Genomic DNA, 16,025 nt, shown 5'->3' with positions numbered 1-16,025 from the left:
TTTGATATATTATCACAGGCAAGCAATACCTGTCAATAACTTTTTCTGATGTTTTGAAGCACATCAGCGTTGCTCATTTACGACGCTTATTATCATACCAACGGTTTACGCCATCGTCAACAACTTTTTTAAATAAAAATACTATCCGGATATTATGTGTGCCATTTATCATTTTCATTCGTGAATAAGCCCATAACAGACTTGCTCATGGCGCAATCTTTCGGAAAACAAAAAGTGCCGCCAAAATGGCGACACATAAGTTTAGGTTATGGGCGCAACGTCGGGAACAAAAGGACATCGCGAATTGAAGGCGCATCTGTCAACAGCATCACAAGACGATCGATCCCGATGCCTAAGCCACCGGTTGGCGGCATGCCGTATTCCAATGCTTCAACATAATCATCATCAATGCCTTGTGCTTCCTCATTGCCTGCGCTCTTTTCTGCGGCCTGGGCTTCAAAACGCTTGCGCTGATCAATTGGATCGTTTAATTCAGTGAAGGCATTGGCGTATTCCCCACCGCCAACGAAAAGTTCGAATCGCTCGACAAAACGGGGATTCTTAGGGTTTTTCTTTGCGAGAGGGGACACTTCGATTGGGTGCCCGGTAATGAAAGTCGGCTGAATCAGTGTTGATTCAACGAACTGGTCAAAGAAGGCACTGATAATGTGACCGACCTTCCAATAAGGTTCGTAATGGACATCATGTTCGTCTGCCAACTTGCGCGCATCATCAACGCTCATTTCCGGCCAAAAGTCCACACCGGTTTTATCTTTAATGGCGTCAACCATGTTAATGCGGGCAAACGGCGCATCCAAATCGATATCCATGCCTTGATAGGTTAATTTGCCCGAATCAAGAACCTTGTGGGCAGCAAAACGGAAAATGCCCTCGGTTTCAGTCATAACATCGGTCAGATCCCAGTAAGCTGCGTAGGTTTCAAGCTCGGTGAATTCCGGATTATGTTTGGTATCAATGCCTTCATTACGGAATACCCGGCCGATTTCGTAAACTCGCTCCATACCGCCGACAATAAGGCGTTTCAGATGCAGTTCAAGGGCAATTCGTAGATAAAGATCGATATCTAATGCATTGTGATGCGTGATGAACGGACGGGCGTTGGCGCCACCTGCTTGGTTGTGCAACACAGGCGTCTCAACTTCAAGGAAACCATGGTTATCTAGATATTCACGAACAGCACTCACAATCTTTGTCCGCTTAACAAACCGATCAAAGCTGTCAGGATTGGAAATAAGGTCCAAATAACGTTTGCGGTACTTCTGCTCAACGTCCGTCAAGCCGTGCCACTTGTCCGGTAATGGGCGTAATGCTTTAGCCAAATGGGTAACGTGGTTGGCTTTGACCGTCAGCTCGCCCGAGTCGGTTTTCATGACTTCGCCACTGATGCCAAGAATATCGCCAAGATCGGCCTTCTTGAAAATCATATAGTTCTCATCGCCGACAACATCTTTACGAACGTAGATCTGCATTTTGCCACTACGATCACGGATATCTGCAAATCCGACTTTTCCTTTGCCACGTTTGGACATCATGCGTCCGGCAATCGTGACTTTCGGTTTTTCCTCAAGTAATGTCTCTTTGTCGTCTTCACCGAAATCTTCGCGCACTTGCGCTGCCGAGTGGGTTCGATCAAACCGATGACCGAATGGATCGATCCCTGCCTCACGCAAGGCTTCCATCTTTTCCCGCCGTGCAATCATCTGATCGTTCATTTCTGGTTGCTGTCCGTTTTCCTTAGCCAACACATGTTCCTCCGTTCCAATTTATAGCACTCTTTGATGATGACAATTTTACCGCGAAAAAGCAACCTTCTACGCATTAAAAGACGCTCTCAATGATTGATTGGCCAACAAATCATCGCAGAACGTCTTTTTCGTCTAAAGCTCTAGTAAGTTAATGACTGCGCTGACGCTCGCGGGCGCGCGCCTCGGTCTGCTCAACAAAATCGTCAAAAATATGATTTACTTCAGCCTGCGTATCAACCATGTTAACAGCAGCCTTGGTCTTCGCCGAACGCGGAATACCTTTCAAATAGTAGGCAGCTTGCATTCGAAATTCACGCACGGCCTGATGTTCACCGTGTAAGTCAACCAGCCGTTGCAACTGCAACTTGGCGGTCGCGATTTTCTCTCGAGGCGTTGGTTCCGGGATCAACTCGCCGTCATCCAGATATGCTGCCATCTGTTTCAAGACCCACGGATTCCCTAACGCCGCGCGGCCGACCATCACTGCGTCGGCGCCAACTTCTTCAAGCATACGTTTGGCGTCTTGCGGTGTCCGCACATCGCCATTGCCGATGAATGGAATCGTCAGATGTTGTTTGACTTCTTTTAAAATATTCCAATCCGCATGTCCAGAATAAAGCTGTTTACGCGTACGGCCATGCATCGCCAATGCCGCTGCACCACCGCGCTCAGCAGCCAACGCATTTTGAACCGCATAAATGTGGTCTTCATCCCAGCCGGTTCGCATTTTGACGGTGACCGGTTTGGAAACGGCGTCAGTGACTGCCGCCACCATTTCATAAACTTTTTCTGGATCCAGTAACCAATGGGCACCTGCGTCTGTTTTAGTGACTTTTGGAACCGGGCACCCCATATTAATGTCAATAATATCAGCCGCGGTATTTTGGTCGATAAATTTTGCCGCATTGACTAACGTTTCTTTGGTGCCGCCAAAAATCTGAATCGAAATTGGATGTTCCCGTGGATCCACAAACATCATACTCAACGTTTTCTTATTTTTGTACATAATTCCACGGTCGCTGATCATTTCGCACACAACCAGACCCGCACCGAATTCTTTGGCGGTTACCCGAAAGGCCGCATTGGTAACCCCGGCCATCGGGGCAACAACGAGTCGATTGGGAATTTCTACATTGGCAATATGCCACATACAAGCCACCTCTTTCTTGCTTTCGCGATGCTAACTTTACTTAAAATAAGCAAAAATCGCAACTATTCATGTCGGGCGATTAACGCTTTAAGATCCGCAACGCTGTAATGATACTGATTACCACAAAACTTGCAGGTCGTCTCAGCGCCGCCATCTTCATCAATCATTTCCTGTAATTGTTCATGCGGCAAGGTTGCCATGATATCGCCAAAGTGGGCTTTGGAACAATTACATGCAAACCGCAGCGACTGGGTATCCAAAAGTTGAACCGGCGCGTCACCGGCGATACGTTGAATAATTTGTTCTGGTGTCAGGCCGCTTTTTAAAAGTTCCGATACAAGCGGCAATGTTTTGACGTTGGCCTCAAGTGCAGCCAGTTCCGCATCATCGGCGCCTGGCAATGCCTGCAACATGAAGCCGCCAGCGACCTGAACCGAGTTGTCGGCGTTGACGAAAACCGATAATCCTACTGCAGCAGGAATTTGTTCGGATTTTGCCAGATAATACGTGAAGTCCTCGGCTAATTCGCCTGATACCAGCGGCACTTGTCCGGTAAATGGTTCACCGATCCCGATATCTTTGGTGACCGCAAGCATGCCATGTTTACCGACAGCACGGGCGACATCGATTTTTCCGACAAGGTTGAGCGGCAAATTGACGTGGGGCTCTTGCACATAGCCGCGAACCGTGCCGATCTCTGTGCCATCGGTGATGATAGAACCAACCGGGCCATCTCCCTTAATGCGCACCGTCAGCATGTCATCACGGTTTTTTAATCCGGAAGCAGCCAATAACGCCGTTGCGACCAAGGTCCGCCCCAACGCCGCCGATGCCGCACTCCAAGTATCATGACGGCGCTGCGCCTCGCGTACTGTCTCCGTCGCATCGACAGCGAAAATTCGAAAATGGGTATCACGCGACAATGCGCTCGCGATATAGTCACTCATGTTGGGTCCTCTTTTCTGAAAGTTAAACGTGGCTATTCTACCAAAATTGTGCGCTATTGAAAAGTCAGTGTACTCATTAGCCTGCCCGATTGAAGCCCAACGGCACCATTTAAGTCAAAGTAGGTTTCGGGTTTACACGTTTTTCCCCATTGGCGATGCCTATGCGCACTATGTCAATCTTCATCACGAAAATTGCGCCGAATGCCTTCTTGATTTCGAAAAACGCGTAAAATAAAATTATTAATTAACCTTGAAAGGACTTGGTATTTTTGGTCAGTCATATCGGCGTTATCCTAGGTACAACCCGAAAAAATGCGCTAGGTGCCCGCATTTTCAATTATTTAAAACACACATTTCCCGACACATCAGAGGTTCATTACACGTGGCTTGATCTCCGGGATTATCCGTTGCCACTTTATGATCACCCCGAAACGCCACTTGAAGATCCGATTCAAGCACCAACGGCAACTGAAACAAAATGGTTAACTGCGATGACCAACCAGGATGGTTACGTGATCTTAACGCCAGAATATGATCACGCGCTACCCGGCGGTTTGAAAAATGCCTTGGATCTAATCGGTCCGGAAGTTGCGTATAAGCCGGTTCAAATCATTGGGTATTCGCATTTTTCTGATGGCGGGATGCTGGCAGCAGCCAGTTTAGTGCCGATTTTACAAATGCTGAAAATGATCGTCCTCCCTACCCCGACGTTACTTTGGTCGGCCGATCCTTGTTTTGACGAAAACGGGCAGATCAATTCCGCTGCCGAGAACAGCCAGCATTTTGCCCGGCGCCTGCACGAGACAATGCACGATATTGGCTTTTACACACGCTTACTTAAGGAACATCCGTACCAACCACTAGGCAGCGATACTGCAGCTAACCAAACCTCGGCAACAAGGTGAATCAAACCACAGCTGACCTCTGGAACTTCTCAGGATAATCCGTAACAAAAAGGAGGCGGAGCCATAATTCTGTAAAAGCACTGACAGTTTAATGAAATCAGAACGATACAGAAAAGGTTCAGGCAATGCATTCCGGGCCGCGCCAAACTCCGCAATCTCCGGCCAGCTGGGGTGGCGACGCGAAGCTAAAGCGGAGACGGCGCTTTGAGCCAGAAAACCGCTGTCTCAAAGTCGCCTAACAACATCAGCGACAAAAAACGGTCGCTGTGTTGTTTCCACTGCTGAGCCCCATCTGGCCTACGATTGCTCCGCTTTGGCACTAATATCTAAAAAAATGGAACGAACTACCTTTTTGGAAACAAAAAAAGAACGCATCCCTGTCATTGGAGTGCGTTCTTTTTTATATTGCCGTTGTGCATTATGACCCAGCCGCTTTTATTACGCTTGCGGATCCTGATGTTCATTGTTGTCTGAAGAACCGCTGTCAGCCGACGTATCGTCTGGCTTTTCCACGCCGCCTGTATCATCACTCTGGCTGGCCTGATCTTGGCTGGCCTGGGAATCAGATTCGGACTTAGCATTGGCTTCTTCATCCGCTTGCTTTTCTTTATCTTTGTGCTCAAGCGCGGCTTTGGATTCTTCGAAAGTAGCGGCCTTTTCGCTTGGGAATTCGTCTTGATCGCGTTCTGGCATCTTGCCATCGTTGAACAAGCTGAGGATTTCCTTTTCGTTCAAGGTTTCGTACTTGAGTAAAGCTTCAGCAATCAGCTTATGCTGCTGACGGTGGGCCTGAATAATCTCGTAGGCCTGCTTATGAGCTTCGTCAATGATCCGCCGCACTTCATCATCAATCGCCGTCGCGGTGGTTTCAGAATACGGTGGTGTCTGACCATACTGAGCACCAAGGAATGGCTGGCCCTCGGTTTCGAGTTGAACCGTTCCCAAGCGATCGGACATCCCATACTGGGTGACCATACTCCGGGCAATTTGGGTTGCCTGTTCAAAGTCATTAGACGCCCCGGTGGATTCAACCCCGAAGATAATTTCTTCGGCGGTCCGGCCACCAAGCAAGCCGACAATCTGTTCGGTCAATTCTTTCTTGGTCAGCAAGAATTGATCATCTTTTGGCAGCATAATCGCATATCCGCCAGCACGGCCACGCGGAATAATCGTGACCTTACGCACAGTTCGCGAGTCGCTTAAGACCAGACCGACAATTGCGTGCCCCGCTTCGTGGAAGGCCACCATGTTGCGTTCTTTTGGACTGATGACCCTGTCTTTCTTCGCCGGACCGGCAATGACCCGATCTTCCGCTTCATCCACATCGGCAGCATCAATGGCTTTCTTGCTTCGTCTTGCAGCAACTAAGGCCGCTTCATTCAGCAGGTTTTCCAAATCCGCACCGACAAAACCAGGCGTCTGCCGCGCAATTTCTTTAAGGTCAACATTCGGTGCAAGCGGTTTGTTCTTTGCGTGCACTTTCAAAATTGCTTCACGGCCTTTAACATCCGGACGGCCAACCAGAATCTTCCGGTCAAATCGGCCTGGACGCAGCAACGCCGGATCCAAGACGTCGGAACGGTTGGTTGCGGCAATGACAATCACGCCTTCATTACCGGTAAACCCGTCCATTTCAACCAGCAACTGGTTCAATGTCTGCTCACGTTCGTCATGGCCGCCGCCCATTCCGGCACCACGCTGACGACCAACCGCATCAATTTCATCGATGAAGATGATCGAAGGCGCTGCTTTTTTTGCTTGGTCAAAAAGATCACGAACACGGGAAGCCCCGACACCCACGAACATTTCAACGAAGTCAGAACCGGAAATCGAGAAGAACGGTACACCGGCTTCACCGGCAACCGCCTTGGCTAGCAAGGTTTTACCAGTACCAGGAGGACCCTCAAGCAGCACACCGGCTGGGATGCGGGCACCCAATGCCGAGAACTTCCGCGGATCTTTCAGGAACTCAACCACTTCAACCAGTTCCTGTTTCTCTTCTTCAGCACCGGCAACATCGGAAAACCGCACTTTGTTGGCATTTTTATCTGCCTGCTTAGCACGTGACTTGCCGAAACTCATGACCCGACCAGAGCCACCGCCTTGACCGGCCTGATTCATCATCATGTAGAAGAAGATCATCATGATGACAATCGGCACAACCGTGATCAGTAGGCTAAACCAGACCCCGGACTGTGATTCTTCCTGGGTATCCGTTTTAACATTGTTAGCACTGGTCATCTTCTGAATCTGACTCAAAGTCGCGTCGTTCGTCGGAATATAGGTAGAGAACTTCGTCACCTTGGTCGTCTGATTGCCAAATAAACTCAGTGAATTATTCGCACCGGAAGACTTCTGGGCCTTCTTATATTCACCGCTGACTTTGTAAACACCGCCAGATGGCTGGAGCGAATAACTCTTGACATTGTCCTTCTTTAATTCGGACATGAAGGTGCTTGTTTCAATTTCTTGGGACGATGTTGTCCCATTATCGCGCATATAATACGCAAAACCGGTGACCAGCAGCACAAAAATGATGATATACGTTAGTGTGCTACTGAACAGGCCGTTTTGTTTTTTCTTCATTTAGAACCTCCGGCAACATTCAATTAGTACCTTATATACTACCACAAACCCGGCGCACAGATTAAGATTTTGCCGCGTAGACTTCTGGTTTTAATACCCCAATATAAGGCAAATTACGATAACGTTCTGCGTAATCCAAACCATAACCGACCACAAACTCGTTAGGCACGGTGGTTCCCACGTAATCTGCCTGAACATCGACCACGCGTCCCTCCGGCTTGTCCATCAAGGCGCAAATCCGCACAGACTTCGCTTGACGGGTTTTAAAGATATCGGTTAAGTATTTCAGGGTTCGACCGGTATCGACAATATCTTCTACGATCAAAACGTTCCGATCCTTCACACTTGCGTCAAGATCCTTGATAATCTTGACTTCGCCGCTAGATTCGGTCGCGTCACCATAGCTAGACACATCCATAAAGTCAAGTTCCATATAGTCATCAATCTCACGGACAAGATCAGTCATGAACATAATGGCACCTTTTAAGATGCACACCACTAAGGGATCTTTCCCTGCGTAATCGCGCTTAAGTTCAGCGCCGAGCCGCGCCGTGATGGCATGGATGTCGTCTTGAGAGTACAACACCTTTAAAATATCGGGGTTCATCATCTATCCTCACTTCTGTCAACATCTGGCGAGTGCACCAGTACAACATGGAGTATATCAGTTTGAGCGGGGGGCGACAATCGTTCTAAAGGCTGACCTTCAATCCAAAAAACCTGATGGTCCTGCGCCAATAAAAGTAATTGATCACGTTGACTTGCCGGCACTTTTTCATTAATAAAAAAACGCCGCAATTTCTGGATCACCCCATTTGGCAGCCGAACTTGATCACCGGCTTGACGGGTACGCAATGTCACCGGCAACTGTACCCGTACCGGGACGCTGTCATCCTGTGATGTTTCTGCCTGCAAGCTAAACGTTCCTCGCAGGGTTTTCACAGTCTGGCCAATGTGCGTAAACGTCACCGGGGTCATTGCCGGTTGTAAAGCCAGCTCCCTGATACGGCCGTTCTGAACGGCAATGGTGACACCGGTGCCAAGATCAAAGCGGTGTTCGCTTTGAGCAAACAAATGGTGCATAACCTCTGGCAGTACTTTTTCGTCAACTTCAGGCTGCCACTGCCGCATCATTCTTTTTAGAAGCACAAGCTGCGCCGCTTTTGGCAGACGCGTCGCTGCTTGCCAGTCAATCGTCACCGGATCAACTTGCAACCGCTGCTGCCATCGACTGACTTCAGCATCTGCCAATGCCAACATCCCTGCTTGCTCCACCGTAAATCGCTGTATATGCGCCAACAACTGCGGATTTTGCTTTTTATATGCGGGAATGACCTCATGGCGCAACTGGTTGCGAGCATAACGCGTATCGGTATTCGAGGCATCATCACGAAATTCAATGTCGTGCGCCTGTGCATACGCCTGAATCGCGGCCTTACTATAGCCTAACAAGGGACGAACCAGCCGTTTTCCGTGCCATGGCTGATCCGCCCGAATACCAACCAACGCGGCCGGATCACCGGAACGTCCCAGCCGAAATAAGACTGTCTCTAGTTGGTCATCGGCATGATGGGCAGTCATGACCACAGCTGCCTGTTGCGTCTCGGCACTTGCCGCCAAAAAATCATAGCGTGCCTGTCGTGCTGCCGCTTCGCTCACGGTATCCGTTGGCTTGCGGTGCCACACCCCGGTGACAACGGGAACATGATACTGCGCTGCAGCCGCCGCTACAAATGCCTGTTCCTGCTGACTTTCCGGCCGCAAGTGATGATCAAAAGTGGCCACAACCACATCCAGATCCGGTACCCGAACGGCCAGATCCAACAGTACCATTGAGTCAACGCCGCCGGAAACGGCCACAAGCACGCGGGTATGCGGTGCGAAACCGAATGTTTGAAAAAGTTTCGGGCTCATACGTCTCCTCCACGTTAACCTCGTTTCACGATTAAATCAGCTAAACAAGGCAATCCATGAAAATAGGCCCAGAACAAATCATGATTTGTCCCAGACCCGATTTCTAACTGCGCCGACCGCCCCGGCCGCCGCGTTTGCCTTCGGTATTACGGCGAAGAACGCTTAACCGATCTTCGCTTTCTTTCAAATAACCAGACATCATCGCGTCAAAATCACCTTTGGCCGGTTGTTGCGCTTTATGACCAAAATGATTGCCGCCATTGCGAGCGCCACCCTGGAACCGATTATTGCCCGGATGCGCTGACGGTGCGTGCCGACCCTCATGATGATTATTCTCATGTTCACGCTGTTGCGGCTTATCAACCGCTTTCCGGATAGACAGGCCAATCTTACCATCTTGGATCGAAAGAACTTTAACCGTCACCGGTTCGCCAACATGCAACACATCGTGAATATCTTTGACATAAGCATCAGAGACCTCGCTGATATGCACCAATCCGGTTTTGCCATCGCCCAACTCAACGAATGCACCGAATTTCGTGATCCCGGTGACCTTACCAGTCACTTTCGTACCAACTTCAACTGCCATAAAAAAAGAAGTCCTCCTAATTAAATGTGTCTATAAGTATAGCATGGGTAACAAGACACGCAAGCAGCGCGTGAACCCGTCACAATCAAAACTGTATGCCACTCGCGCACCCATCAAGCATACCACTCAATCACAAACCAACAAACTACCGAAACCTGCCAACATCCATTCGTCGACACAAAAGCTGCGCCAATCAGGGTCAAAAAGCTCATTGACTGACGTTCAGATTCGGAATCTTATTGGCTTTATCCGGCAAGTTAAAAATCACCTCACCGGGTTTTGAATACAGATATTTCTCCCGAATCAATTTGGCCGTGTAGTCATCATTGTGAAGCTGATCAACCTGGACTTTAAGTGCCGCTTTGTTGGCTTTCAGCTTGTTCAAATTGGCTTTGGCCTTTGTCACCGCATGATTGGTCTCACCTAATGTCATTTGGGTGCGAACCAAACTAAACCCGCCCAGCCCTAAAATTGCCACCATCAGAATCAGCAAATTCCGAATGCGTTTCATATGTACCGCGTGTGCCCGGGATTTGGGCGCACGCTGCTTTTTTGCTGTGTGCTCACGCGTATACGCATTATTTAATTGACTGATATTATTCTTCGCCATCTGATCGCACCCTCGTTTTCACCAGCTACGTGTTACGACTTCAGTAAATCAAGTATAACAAATCAAAGGGGCTACAGACCAACAAATCCGCATTAAAATGTTTCTTTATAATTTTCTTTCAGAACCGTGTACATGTCTGCCGCATCGTTTTTCTTGGTTGTTTCGACCAAATCATCGGCGCGCACCGTCAGTGTTTTGTTGCCAAAGTTAATGACCAGCGTGTCGCCTACACTGACGTCGCTACTGGATTTGGCAACTTTACCATTAATCGTGATGCGTCCTTTGTCGGCAATCTCTTTTGCCACAGTGCGTCGTTTGATGATTCGGGAAACTTTGAGAAACTTGTCTAACCGCACATCGTTACCTCGCTTTTATTTTTCGTACAAATTTTAAATACTTTTTACCGCCAGGCAGGTCAAGCACTTCGCGTAATGTTAAGAGTTTGAACCAGGTGCCTATCAGCAAGAAGACGATGACGCCAAGAATCACGCCCAATAAGGTGACGCCAAGCGCAACTAGCCGGGAACTCAACGGAATCCACCCCACTGCCAGGTAAACCGTCAACACCATGAGCCCCGTCACCACAAGCAATTTAGGCACAAACAGCCGCAGAGCGCTTCTGCCTTTGATCGTCTCAGGAACGGCATAATAAATCAAGCAAAGGATCACACCTAATGCCAGAATTGTCGCACCACTGGCGCCGGCCGTCCCAAACCGGGCAACCAGCGGCTGGTTAATCCCGGCTTTGATCAAAATACCGATCAGCAGCGCCACGCTAATACCCTTGTACCGATCCAGGCTCTGCAAGATGGCATTATAGGCATTGATCATGGCAACAACAGCGATTGCAATGGCATACAATTGTAAGACAAACGCGCCGGCAGTATCGCCAAAAAGCAGTAAATCAATTGCCGGCATCAAAACTGCCAGTCCGGAAGTCGCTGCAAGGGCAAAGGCCAAATTAAAATGCACCAATTCTGCCCCCCGTTGAATAAACTGGCGGCGTTGCTGTAGCTGGCGTGCTTGCGTCAAACTAGGGAGTAACGTCGTGGATAACGAGGACGCCACCACAAGCCCTAACTGAACAAGAGGCTGGCCACGATCATAGACACCTTTTAAACTTTTGGCCGTTGCCATAGCGATACCGGAACTGGTCAAACCCTTTGTTACTGTGAAACTGTCAACCAATTGTAGCAAAATCAACAGCGCGGCATACAGTGTAATCGCGCCGCCTTCCCTGACGAAGCGACTAATCAGGTGGGCATATGCCTGCACGCCAGGAAAAGGAAAGCGGCGATGGCTAAAAATCCGGTGATACGGCCGCCACAATGTCAGCACTGCTGCCAAGCCGCCAAAAAAGGCACCGCTCATGGCAATGGCACCCATCTGGTAGACGCTCCAATGATATTGGACGAACCACCACGCGGCCAATAAGATCACGCCAACCCGAACAATCTGCTCAACAACCTGACTCGTGGCTGTTTTCACCATATCGAACGTCCCTTGAAAATAACCGCGTCCCGTCGCCAAAACCGGCATCGTCAGGAACATAAACGCCACGATTTGGATTAACGGTAATAGTTCCGGATCAGCCATCGCGCGGGCAATTTCTTCACCAAAAAACTCAAGCCCCAAAAACAACGCCCATGAAACCCAGTTCAAAATCACATTGCTTTGATGAGCCACCGTTAATTTGGCTTCGTCACCGCCAGCTTCCGCAACAAGTTTGGAAATATAAACCGGAAATCCGGACAACGCAAACGTCATCCCTAACCCGTAGATAGGGTAGATTTGCTGATAAGCATAAAACCCCGTGTCGCCAACCATATTCTGAAATGGCACCCGGTAAACTGCGCTGAGGATCTTGGCAATCAGTGAACTGAGGCTCAAAATCCACGCACCGCGCATTAAATACTTCATTTGTTGATTATGCATGGTGGTCTCCTGTTAACATGGTCACAGCTGACCGCTCGATTCGCGAAACCCGGCTGGCCAATCATGAGGCATTAAGCTGCCGGCTTTTTCTCCGGCTGGGGATTGACAACGTTGACCAATCCCTGCATAAAGGCTGTCAGTTGCGCCAACCAGGTCTCGGCCTGCATGGTTTTAGGAACTGTCAACGTCACGGTCAGCTTACCATCAGCAATCGCAACCTGAGCTTTAAGTGTCGTTGCGGCCAACGCCTTAAAAATCGGCTCGCCTTGCGCTTTAGTGGTGGCTTGCGGCGATAACACAACTGCGATTTTTTGATCCGTCTTTTGTACGCTATTGACCCAAGCCAAGTCGGCAAACCGTTTGAGGTGCGCGATCGCAAGCAAGTTAGTCACCGGTTGCGGATAATCACCGAACCGATCAATCAAGTCTTCGCTGATTTCCGTTTCAGCTTCATCACTATCTGCTTCACGAATGCGCTTGTACAATTCGATTTTTTGCCGCGAATCAGCTACATAGTCGGTCGGCAAATAAGCTTCCAAGCCCAGATCGATTTCAGCATCGGTTTTCTGTGCCGTTTTAATCCCGCGCCGTTTATTCACCGCTTCTTGAAGCATCTGGGTGTACAGATCATAGCCAACCGAATCGATGAAGCCATGTTGCTGCTTGCCCAACAGATTACCGGCACCGCGAATCGACAGGTCACGCATCGCAATTTTGAAGCCACTGCCTAATTCCGTAAAATCTTTAATCGCCTGCAGTCGTTTTTCCGCTTCTTCATTAAGCACCTTCATCGGCTGATACATGAAGTAGGCATACGCTACCCGACTCGAACGACCGATCCGTCCCCGCAGTTGATACAACTGAGATAAGCCGTAATGATCGGCATTTTCGATAATTAACGTATTTGCATTTGGCATATCAACGCCGGTTTCGATGATCGTCGTTGTGACCAGCACATCATAGGCACCGTGCAGAAAATCATAAATGACGTTTTCCAGCTGCGTTTCGGTCATCTGCCCATGCGCGTAGCCGATACTGGCATCTGGCACCAGCTCTTCCAACTGACTCACGGTGCGCTCCATATCTTCCACCCGATTATGCAGGTAAAAGACCTGGCCGCCGCGCTCCATTTCGCGTTCAATTGCCTCGCGAATCACCCCGGGATTTTGCTCCATGACAAACGTCTGAATCGGGTAACGATTGGTCGGCGGTGTCTCGATGACACTCAGATCGCGCACGCCCAGCATCGACATATTCAAGGTACGCGGAATGGGAGTCGCCGTTAACGTTAAGACGTCCACATTGCTTTTCAGCTGCTTGATACGCTCCTTATGCTTAACACCAAAACGCTGCTCTTCATCGATGACCAGCAAACCAAGATCACGAAAAGCCACATCTTTTGACAACAGCCGGTGCGTGCCGACGACAATGTCAATCGTGCCATTTTTCAGGCCTTTGATTGTCTCTTTATTTTGATGCGGCGTCTGGAAACGGGACAGTAGCCCGACTTTAATCGGAAAATCGGCAAAGCGCTCTTTCATGGTGTCAAAATGTTGCTGCGCTAAAATCGTCGTGGGCACCAAAATGGCTACCTGTTTGCCATAATCAATCGCTTTAAATGCCGCCCGCAACGCAACTTCGGTTTTACCAAAGCCGACATCACCCACGAGTAAGCGATCCATTGGTTTCGGTTTTTCCATGTCGCGTTTGATTTCTTTGGCCGACCGCAACTGATCCGGGGTCTCCGGATAAGGAAACTCGTCTTCAAATTTCTGCTGCAAATCATCATCTGGCCCAAATGCATAGCCTTTTTCCGCTTCACGCTTGGCGTATAAATCAATCAACTCATCCGCAATGTCTTCAATGCGAGCCGCCACTTTGCGTTTGGTCTTCTGCCATTCGGTGCCGCCTAACTTATTGACGCTTGGCGCCTTGCCGTCAGCGGAGACATATTTTTGCACCAGATTCAGCTGATCAACCGGAATAAAAAGCTTGTCGTTATTGCGGTAGACGATGGTGATGTAGTCGCGGTGAACGCCGTCGACTTCCATCGTCTCCATCCCGGTATACTGCCCAATCCCGTGATTCACGTGCACCACATAATCGCCAGGCTTCAGCTCATTGTAGCTGCGTAACCGCTCCGTATTGGCCAATGTCTGGTGCCGTGCCCGCCGTCGCTGCCGTGCATTGAACAACTCGTGCTCGGTGACAACGACCAGCTTCATGTCCGGCAGCTCGAAGCCATTCTTCAAACTGCCTTCCGTCAATTGAACTTGACCCGGCAGCAAATGGTTGGGTTCGGTCAGAACATTGCTAATTTCAAAATCTTTCAACGTTCCGCTCAGCTTATCTAGCCGATTCTTGTCTGCGATCAGGAAAACCACGGTTTGTTTTTGCTTCACCCAGCGATCGGTTTCTGTTTTAAGCAGTGGCATCTGACTAAAGAACTGTTGGACATTGCGACTCGGAACATTAGTCAGGCTATCCAGCCGCAATTGTCCCATTCCCTTTTGAAAAAGACTCAAATACAGTCGCGGATGCGGTTCGTGCTGGTTGAGTTCTTGAATTTTAGGATTCGGTGTCTTGGGCAGCAGTCGGCCTTCTGTTTGCAATTGCGCGTACCACTCTGCAGTTTCCTGAACTAAATGGGTATCGCTATCCAGTAACCTGCTGTAATCGTCAAAAGCAACGAGTGCATCCGGTGTGAGGTAGTCAGTGATGCGCTGATGTTCCGGATAAAGTTCCGGTGCATACAGAGCCAGATTCTCTGGCCGCTCCAGTGCCTGCAGCTGCTGGCCGGTGGTTAACAGTCCGTCGGTAATCGCTTGCTTGGTATCAGCATCTTTAACCTTGGCCTTGTAAGCCGTTGCCTGCTTGACAAGACGCTCACCAGTCGCACTCAGTACCTGATCTGATGCGATCATATCGGTCGCCGGTGAAATCACGATGCGCGTTAGCTTTTTCAAACTACGTTGCGTGGCAATGTCAAACGTACGAATCGAATCGATGGCCGTATCAAATAATTCAATGCGAATCGGATCATCCTGATTGAGTGGATAGATATCAATAATGCCACCGCGAATGGCAAATTGCCCCGGCGCGCTAACCAGTGAATCGCGGCGATACCCCATCGCAATCAATTGCTTAGCAACATCTTGTGGCTCAAGCTCTGAATCCATATCGATGACCAGCTCACTAGCCGCCCAAACCGCTGGCGCCGGCAAAATACGTTTGTACCCAGCCAGGCTGGTCACAATAATGCCAGGCTTGCCGCTTTCCAAGAAAGTCAGTGCATTAATCCGGTCATTGCGGGTCTCCGGTGAGCTCACTGCAACTTCGGCAGCCAGCACGTCTTCAACCGGAAAATCATAAACCAGCGCATCGCCTAACAAACTGCTCAAGTCTGCCGCTAATTCATCAGCGTGAAAACGATTATTCTCGACAATCAGAAGCTGTTGTTGACGTTGTTGCAAGAGCGCGCCAAAAAAGACCGTCTTGGCGGAACCCGAAAGCCCTGTCACCAAATGACGGCCGGTTTTGAGTTTAGGCCATAATGCCGACAGTTCTGGATCTGCCTGCACCATGTCGATCAAATTCATCGCTTCACCTACTTCTTTCTTCTA

12 protein-coding genes and 1 pseudogene are annotated in these 16,025 nt (G+C 49.3%); 1 reads left to right on the top strand and 12 read right to left on the bottom strand.

The window, feature by feature from the left end:
• Window positions 1-266: 266 nt before the first annotated feature.
• The 3 genes from lysS to hslO all read right to left on the bottom strand — a co-directional run bounded on the left by lysS (window position 267) and on the right by hslO (window position 3,863).
• Entirely contained in the window at window positions 267-1,766 is a 1,500-nt protein-coding gene (gene lysS / locus GSO_RS08955; protein ID WP_029345569.1) for a lysine--tRNA ligase, read from the bottom strand.
• A gap of 148 nt (window positions 1,767-1,914) precedes the next feature.
• Window positions 1,915-2,916 carry a tRNA dihydrouridine synthase DusB gene (gene dusB, locus GSO_RS08950; RefSeq protein WP_010491304.1) on the bottom strand — a complete coding sequence of 334 codons (1,002 nt, stop codon included), beginning with the start codon at window positions 2,914-2,916 and terminating at the stop codon, window positions 1,915-1,917.
• Between the two features lie 62 nt (window positions 2,917-2,978).
• Window positions 2,979-3,863, bottom strand: coding sequence for an Hsp33 family molecular chaperone HslO (hslO, locus tag GSO_RS08945; RefSeq protein WP_010491303.1), 885 nt, complete (start codon window positions 3,861-3,863; stop codon window positions 2,979-2,981).
• Between the two features lie 269 nt (window positions 3,864-4,132).
• Here hslO and GSO_RS08940 point away from each other — a divergent pair, with 269 nt between their 5' ends.
• Complete coding sequence (locus GSO_RS08940; RefSeq protein WP_010491301.1) at window positions 4,133-4,768, top strand: NADPH-dependent FMN reductase; 636 nt, start codon at window positions 4,133-4,135, stop codon at window positions 4,766-4,768.
• A gap of 129 nt (window positions 4,769-4,897) precedes the next feature.
• Here GSO_RS08940 and GSO_RS18570 read toward each other — a convergent pair.
• From GSO_RS18570 to mfd, 9 genes and pseudogenes are all read right to left on the bottom strand, one after another.
• Window positions 4,898-5,088: pseudogene (locus GSO_RS18570) on the bottom strand (hypothetical protein); the annotation flags it as partial.
• 118 nt (window positions 5,089-5,206) lie between these two features.
• On the bottom strand, window positions 5,207-7,354 hold the full coding sequence (gene ftsH / locus GSO_RS08935) for an ATP-dependent zinc metalloprotease FtsH (protein ID WP_010491299.1): 2,148 nt from the start codon (window positions 7,352-7,354) through the stop codon (window positions 5,207-5,209).
• A 61-nt stretch (window positions 7,355-7,415) separates the two neighbouring features.
• Window positions 7,416-7,961 (bottom strand): hypoxanthine phosphoribosyltransferase, encoded by a 546-nt coding sequence (hpt, locus tag GSO_RS08930; RefSeq protein ID WP_029345568.1) that lies wholly within the window; start codon window positions 7,959-7,961, stop codon window positions 7,416-7,418.
• Window positions 7,961-9,268: a tRNA lysidine(34) synthetase TilS gene (gene tilS / locus GSO_RS08925; RefSeq protein WP_010491295.1), complete on the bottom strand. Its 1,308-nt coding sequence runs from the start codon at window positions 9,266-9,268 to the stop codon at window positions 7,961-7,963. Before tilS ends, hpt begins: the two co-directional genes overlap by 1 nt.
• 103 nt (window positions 9,269-9,371) lie before the next feature.
• Window positions 9,372-9,857 carry a S1 domain-containing RNA-binding protein gene (locus GSO_RS08920; RefSeq protein ID WP_010491293.1) on the bottom strand — a complete coding sequence of 162 codons (486 nt, stop codon included), beginning with the start codon at window positions 9,855-9,857 and terminating at the stop codon, window positions 9,372-9,374.
• Between the two features lie 208 nt (window positions 9,858-10,065).
• Window positions 10,066-10,467 carry an FtsB family cell division protein gene (locus tag GSO_RS08915; RefSeq protein WP_010491291.1) on the bottom strand — a complete coding sequence of 134 codons (402 nt, stop codon included), beginning with the start codon at window positions 10,465-10,467 and terminating at the stop codon, window positions 10,066-10,068.
• Between the two features lie 92 nt (window positions 10,468-10,559).
• On the bottom strand, window positions 10,560-10,823 hold the full coding sequence (locus GSO_RS08910; RefSeq protein ID WP_010491289.1) for an RNA-binding S4 domain-containing protein: 264 nt from the start codon (window positions 10,821-10,823) through the stop codon (window positions 10,560-10,562).
• Window positions 10,824-10,827: 4 nt separating this feature from the next.
• Window positions 10,828-12,402 (bottom strand): putative polysaccharide biosynthesis protein, encoded by a 1,575-nt coding sequence (locus GSO_RS08905; RefSeq protein ID WP_010491287.1) that lies wholly within the window; start codon window positions 12,400-12,402, stop codon window positions 10,828-10,830.
• 71 nt (window positions 12,403-12,473) lie between these two features.
• Window positions 12,474-16,001, bottom strand: a complete 3,528-nt coding sequence (mfd, locus tag GSO_RS08900; RefSeq protein ID WP_010491285.1) for a transcription-repair coupling factor — start codon at window positions 15,999-16,001, stop codon at window positions 12,474-12,476.
• Window positions 16,002-16,025 lie beyond the last annotated feature (24 nt).

This window comes from Lacticaseibacillus zeae DSM 20178 = KCTC 3804 (assembly GCF_000260435.1).
Lineage (GTDB): Bacteria > Bacillota > Bacilli > Lactobacillales > Lactobacillaceae > Lacticaseibacillus > Lacticaseibacillus zeae.
This window is presented reverse-complemented; position numbering and strand designations above follow the sequence as displayed.

What these genes read in the sequence shown, in the direction of transcription:
- ftsH (WP_010491299.1), bottom strand. Translation starts at nt 7,354, where the DNA reads ATGAAGAAAAAACAAAACGGCCTGTTCAGTAGCACACTAACGTATATC.
- dusB (WP_010491304.1), bottom strand. Translation starts at nt 2,916, where the DNA reads ATGTGGCATATTGCCAATGTAGAAATTCCCAATCGACTCGTTGTTGCC.
- GSO_RS08905 (WP_010491287.1), bottom strand. Translation starts at nt 12,402, where the DNA reads ATGCATAATCAACAAATGAAGTATTTAATGCGCGGTGCGTGGATTTTG.
- hpt (WP_029345568.1), bottom strand. Translation starts at nt 7,961, where the DNA reads ATGAACCCCGATATTTTAAAGGTGTTGTACTCTCAAGACGACATCCAT.
- tilS (WP_010491295.1), bottom strand. Translation starts at nt 9,268, where the DNA reads ATGAGCCCGAAACTTTTTCAAACATTCGGTTTCGCACCGCATACCCGC.
- mfd (WP_010491285.1), bottom strand. Translation starts at nt 16,001, where the DNA reads ATGAATTTGATCGACATGGTGCAGGCAGATCCAGAACTGTCGGCATTA.
- GSO_RS08915 (WP_010491291.1), bottom strand. Translation starts at nt 10,467, where the DNA reads ATGGCGAAGAATAATATCAGTCAATTAAATAATGCGTATACGCGTGAG.
- hslO (WP_010491303.1), bottom strand. Translation starts at nt 3,863, where the DNA reads ATGAGTGACTATATCGCGAGCGCATTGTCGCGTGATACCCATTTTCGA.
- GSO_RS08920 (WP_010491293.1), bottom strand. Translation starts at nt 9,857, where the DNA reads ATGGCAGTTGAAGTTGGTACGAAAGTGACTGGTAAGGTCACCGGGATC.